At 62.2% G+C, this 5897-nt stretch carries 5 protein-coding genes; 4 read left to right on the plus strand and 1 reads right to left on the minus strand.

Annotated elements, in window-relative coordinates; genetic code table 11:
- Positions 1-53 precede the first annotated feature (53 nt).
- The 4 genes from lapB to ACKWJN_RS12975 are packed head-to-tail and all read left to right on the plus strand — an operon-like array spanning position 54 to position 3569.
- Positions 54-1205, plus strand: coding sequence for a lipopolysaccharide assembly protein LapB (lapB, locus tag ACKWJN_RS12960; RefSeq protein WP_408597537.1), 1152 nt, complete (start codon positions 54-56; stop codon positions 1203-1205).
- Entirely contained in the window at positions 1202-2131 is a 930-nt protein-coding gene (gene rfaE1, locus ACKWJN_RS12965; RefSeq protein WP_408597539.1) for a D-glycero-beta-D-manno-heptose-7-phosphate kinase, read from the plus strand. The genes lapB and rfaE1 overlap by 4 nt, the downstream gene beginning before the upstream one ends.
- A 46-nt stretch (positions 2132-2177) precedes the next feature.
- Complete coding sequence (gene rfaD, locus ACKWJN_RS12970) at positions 2178-3182, plus strand: ADP-glyceromanno-heptose 6-epimerase (RefSeq protein WP_408597540.1); 1005 nt, start codon at positions 2178-2180, stop codon at positions 3180-3182.
- A gap of 42 nt (positions 3183-3224) precedes the next feature.
- On the plus strand, positions 3225-3569 hold the full coding sequence (locus ACKWJN_RS12975) for a ComEA family DNA-binding protein (RefSeq protein ID WP_408597542.1): 345 nt from the start codon (positions 3225-3227) through the stop codon (positions 3567-3569).
- Here ACKWJN_RS12975 and ACKWJN_RS12980 read toward each other — a convergent pair.
- The coding region (locus tag ACKWJN_RS12980) for a hydantoinase B/oxoprolinase family protein (protein WP_408597544.1) at positions 3551-5897 on the minus strand (2347 nt) is incomplete at its 5' end. The genes ACKWJN_RS12975 and ACKWJN_RS12980 overlap by 19 nt on opposite strands.

Below are 5897 nucleotides of genomic sequence, written 5' to 3' on the forward strand. Positions count from 1 at the left end.
CCTTATCGTCGGCAGCGTCAGATGTGTATAAGAGACAGCCCTAGACCCCACCCATGGAATTTGATTTCTCCTGGATCTTCATTGGCCTGCCCCTGGCATTTGGCTTGGGCTGGCTGGCGTCGCGCATGGACTTGCGGCAACTGCGGCTGGAAAACCGACAAACCCCCAAGGCCTATTTCAAGGGCCTGAACCACTTGCTCAACGAGCAGCAAGACCAAGCCATCGATGCCTTCATCGAAGCCGTCCAACACGACCCCGACACCTCCGAGCTGCACTTTGCACTCGGCAATTTGTTTCGCCGCCGTGGCGAATACGAACGTGCGGTTCGGGTGCACCAACACCTGCTGTCGCGGGGTGACCTGAGTCAAAAAGACCTCGACCGGGCCCAGCACGCACTCGCCCTCGACTACCTCAAAGCAGGTTTGTTGGACCGCGCCGAAGACGCGCTGCACAAACTCGAAGGTTCGGTGCACGAGCCCCAAGCGCATCTGGCCCTGCTGAGCATTTACGAACGCTCACGCGATTGGGCCAAAGCCTCGGTCATCGCTCAAAAACTCAGCGACAGCGGACAAGGCAGCTTCCAAGGACGCTTGGCCCACTACCTGTGCGAGCAAGCAGCCAGCCTGGACCTGGCACAGCAGGGCGACGAAGTGCTGGCCTTGCTCGAGCGCGCCATCGCCGTGGCCCCTCAATCTGCCCGCGCCCGCATGGCGCTGGCCCAGGCCTTGGCCGACAGCCAACGCCCGCAAGACGCCTTTGACACCTTGACCGCACTGGCCCAACACGTGCCCTCGGCTTGGCCTTTGTTAGCGCCTAAGCTGGCCGCCCTGGCCCTCACCCTGGGTTGCAGCGACCACGCGTTGACGCTGCTGGAAGCCAGCTACACCCAAGCAGCCTCACTGGATGTGCTCAACGCCATCGTGAGCCTGCGCAGCGCCCAAGGCGACACCGACACCAATGCGCGTTATGCCCAGCACCTGCAGCGCGAGCCCTCCTTGGTAGCCGCCACCCAATGGATTGCCCACGAGAAGTTCGAGCACGACCAATTTCACCCACAGGTCCAGCGCGCCTTGGAGCGTGCGGCCAAACCGCTGCAACGCTACCGCTGCGCCGCCTGTGGTTTTGAAGCCAGCCAACATTTTTGGCAATGCCCGGGCTGCCAAGCCTGGGACAGCTACCCCGCCAGGCGGGTGGAGGAACTATGACCGTCAGCCGTGAACAACTCGCCCAAGCCCAGGTGCTGGTGGTGGGCGATGTGATGCTGGACCGCTATTGGTATGGCGCTGTCGAGCGCATCAGCCCCGAAGCGCCCGTGCCTGTGGTGCGCGTGACCCGAGAAGAAAACCGCTTGGGCGGCTGCGCCAACGTGGCCTACAACGTGGTCAGCCTGGGCGCGCATGCCAGTTTGCTGTCGGTGGTGGGAGACGATGAAGCCAGCCACTTGCTGGAAGACTTGGTGGCGCAAACCGGCATTGCCCCCCATTTGGGGCGCGATGCGCAACTCAAGACCACCGTCAAGCTGCGTGTCATTGGACGCCAGCAACAGCTGCTGCGCATTGACTTTGAAAACACCCCGCAGACCGAGGTCCTGGCCTCGCAATCGGCCCAATTTAGCCGCCTGCTGCCAGACCACGCCGTGGTGTTGTTCTCTGATTACGGCAAAGGCGGTTTGGCCCATGTCAGCCAGATGATTGCCGCCGCCCGCGCAGCAGGCAAAACCGTGTTGATCGACCCCAAGGGCAGCGACTACTCGCGCTACGCCGGGGCCAGCTGCATCACCCCCAACCGCGCCGAACTGCAACAAGTCATTGGTGAATGGGCCAACGAAGAAGAGCTGCGCCACAAAGCCCATGCACTGCGAGCGCAATTGCAACTCGACGCCCTGCTGCTGACCCGCAGCGAAGAAGGCATGACCTTGTTTGACACCCAAGGCGAGCTGCATGTGTCGGCCCAAGCCCGCGAAGTGTTTGACGTCACCGGCGCCGGCGACACGGTCATTGCCACGCTCGCTGCCCTGGTGGCCAGCGGCCTGAGCTTGCGCCAAGCCATGCCCCTGGCCAATCGTGCGGGTGGCATTGTGGTGGGCAAATTTGGCACCGCCACGGTCAGCTTTGAGGAGTTGTTCGCGTGAATTTTTCGACCACACACACTGACGCGATGCGCGCAAAGGAAGCCTCATGAAAATCGTCGTCACTGGCGCCGCAGGTTTTATCGGCAGCAACATCATCCGGGGCTTGAATGCACGTGGGATCGACCACATCATCGCGGTCGATGACCTGACCGAGGGCGACAAATTCCGCAACCTGGCGGACCTGAAAATTGCCGACTACCTCGACAAAGACGTGTTCTACGAACTGTTTGCCCAAGGTGCGTTTGGCAAGGTCGAAGCCGTGTTCCATGAGGGCGCGTGCAGCGACACCATGGAGAGCGACGGCAAGTACATGATGGACAACAACTACACCCTGTCTTGTGGCTTGTTCAACAGTTGCCAGCAAGCGGGCACACGCCTGATTTACGCCTCATCCGCCGCCACCTACGGCGGCAGCGACACCTTCCGCGAAACACCCGAATTTGAGCGCCCGCTCAACGTCTACGGCTACTCCAAGTTGCTGTTCGACCAGCGCATGCGCCGCGAGTGCGGGGACAACTTCAAGAAGTTCAAACGCCAAGTGGTGGGCTTTCGTTACTTCAACGTCTACGGCCCGCGCGAACAACACAAGGGCCGCATGGCCAGTGTGGCGTTTCACCAATTCAACCAGTTCAAGGCCGAAGGGCGGGTGAAATTGTTTGGTGAGTACGGCGGCTACGCTGCGGGCGGGCAACTGCGCGACTTTGTGTTCATCGACGACGTGGTGGCCGTGAACCTGTGGTTCCTCGACCACCCCGACCAATCGGGCATCTTCAACCTCGGCACGGGCCGCGCACAACCCTTCAACGACGTGGCTTTGTCTGTGGTCAACGCCTTGCGCGCGACCAAGGGCGACAGCGCGCTTGACTTGGCTGGCGCAGCCCAAGCCGGCTTGATCGAGTACGTGCCCTTCCCCGATGCCCTGCGTGGCAAATACCAGTGCTACACCCAGGCCGACTTGACCGCCTTGCGCGCCAGCGGTTGCGACCATGCGTTTGCCGATGTGCAAAGCGGCGTGACTCAGTACATGGCCACGCTGAGCCAAACAGCTTGATTGCTGACGGACATGCGCCAGGGGAATTGCTGAGGGTCACACGTGCACAACCTCACACCTCGCTCAGACTCTCAGCGCGCCCTGCTCCATGACCTCACGGCGTCTCGTTGGCGCATCGCCTCAGGCCTGTGCGCCATGTGGCTATGCGCCAGCAGCCATGCCCTGGAGATCAACCAGGCCAACGCCGCCGAACTCGACAGCCTGCGTGGCATGGGCCCGGCGCTCAGCACCAAGGTGTTGCAAGCGCGTGAGCAAAGGCCATTTGAATCGTGGCGCGATGTGATGAAGCGGGTCTCAGGCTTTGGCCCGGCCAAAGCCCAGCAGTTCTCCGACCAAGGGCTGACCGTCAACGGTCAACCCCTGAAGCCTTACCCCTCAGCCCCGTAGCCCCCACCGCCTGGCGTGTGAATTTCAAACACATCGCCCACCGCCATCTCGGCTTGGGCAATGTGGCCCAAGTCCTCGACGCGTCCATCCGCGCGCACCACACGGTTGATGCCCACCGCACCAGCGTGTCCACCTGAGGCACCAAACGCAGGGTAGATGCGACCGTTTGACAACACGCTCGCCGTCATCGGCTCTAAGAACGCGATGCGCCGCACCCCACCATCGCCCCCGCGCCAGCGCCCCGCGCCGCCCGAACCGGCCCGAATCGCGTAGCTGAGCAAGCGCACCGGGAAACGGAACTCCAAAATTTCAGGGTCGGTCAAACGCGAGTTGGTCATGTGGGTTTGCACCACGCTCGTGCCGTCAAAGCCACCTGTGGCCTGGCCTGCATCGTCCGTCTCCACACCGGCACCGCTGCCACCGGAGATGGTTTCGTAGTACTGGTACTGTGCGTTGCCAAAGGTGAAGTTGTTCATGGTGGGCTGACTGCCCGCCATCACCCCCAGCGCACCGAACAAGGCATTGGTGATGCAGGTGGAGGTTTCCACATTGCCCGCTACCACCGAAGCCGGTGGGTTGGGGTTGAGCATGGAGCCCGCAGGAATGGTCACCCGCAAAGGCTTCAAACACCCGGCATTGAGCGGAATGTCGTCGTCCACCAAGCTGCGAAACACATACAACACGGCGGCCATGCAAACGGCCTTGGGTGCGTTGAAGTTGTTGGTCTGCTGGGTAGAGGTGCCCGTGAAGTCAAGCTCTGCCGTGCGCTCAGCCGCGTTGACGCGCAGGGCCACCTGAATTTGCGCACCGTTGTCCAGCGCCAGCGTGAACTGCCCGTCTTTCAAGCGCGTGATCACGCGACGCACCGCCTCTTCGGCGTTGTCTTGCACATGGCCCATATAGGCTTGCACCACGTCCAGGCCAAACTGCGCCACCATCTTGCGCAGCTCTTGCACGCCTTTTTCGTTGGCGGCAATTTGCGCTTTCAAGTCGGCCATGTTCTGCGCTGGGTTGCGGCTGGGGTGGTCGCCGCTTTGCAGCAGGCGCAGCATCTCGGCTTCGCGCAGCACGCCGCGCTCGACCAACAACACGTTGTTGATCTGTACGCCCTCTTCTTCAATGCGGGTGGAAAACGGCGGCATGGAGCCCGGCGTGGTGCCCCCTATGTCGGCATGGTGCCCCCGTGAACCCACATAAAAACTCGGCTGCGCCGCATCGTCCAGATACACCGGGGTGATGACGGTGATGTCAGGCAAGTGGGTACCGCCGTGGTACGGGTCGTTGAGCACATACACATGACCCGGCTGCATGGTGGCGGCGTTCTCACGGATCACGGTTTGGATGCTCTCCCCCATCGAGCCCAAATGCACCGGCATGTGTGGCGCATTGGCAATCAGGTGCCCTTGGGCATTGAACAAGGCGCACGAAAAATCGAGCCGCTCTTTGATGTTCACCGAGTGCGCGGTGTTTTGCAGTTGCAAACCCATTTGCTCGGCAATGTTCATGAACAGGTTGTTGAACACCTCCAACAGCACCGGGTCCACCTGCGTGCCTGCGGCGTAGCGCACGCTGCGCGCCACGTGTCGGGTCAAGATCAGATGGTCCAGCGCACTCAGGCGGGCTTGCCAGCCGGGCTCCACCACCGTGGTGGCGTTCTTCTCGGCCACGATGGCCGGGCCCGTCACCACATCGCCCGCACGCATGTCTTCGCGCACCACCAGCGCGGCGTCGTGCCAAGCTCCGTCGGCGTACATGCGCACCGTGTCGCGACGTGGCACGGTGCGTGGTGGATGCACCACATGGCGCTGCTCACTCGGGGCGTCGCCCGCCAGCAGCACTTCCACCGACACGGCCTCCACCACCCAGGCTTTGCCCGTCATCAAGAACGCAAAACGCTGGCGGTAAGCAGCCTCAAACGCGGCCACGATGTCGGGCAACTCGCCCATGGGCACACGCAAGGCCGAGTCACTGCCTTGGTAGCGCACATGCACGCTGCGTCGCACCGACACCGCACCTGGGGCGCTTTGCTGCTGCAACAGTTCGGCTTGCGCTGCGGCCTGGAGCGAAGCCAAGGTCTGTGTGAGGCTGGCCATGCTGCCTGGCACCAAGGGCAGTTCAATGGCTTGTTCACGGATCACGTTTTGATCCGCCAGCCCCATGCCATAGGCCGACAGCACGCCCGCCAAGGGATGCACCAAGACGCGGGTCATGCCCAGGGCGTCGGCCACCAAGCACGCGTGCTGCCCACCTGCGCCACCAAAGCACTGCAAGGTGTAACGCGTCACGTCATAGCCGCGTGCCACCGAAATCTTCTTGATGGCATTGGCC

It is taken from the genome of Limnohabitans sp. (genome assembly GCF_046052825.1).
In the GTDB taxonomy this organism is placed as follows: Bacteria; Pseudomonadota; Gammaproteobacteria; order Burkholderiales; family Burkholderiaceae_C; genus Limnohabitans.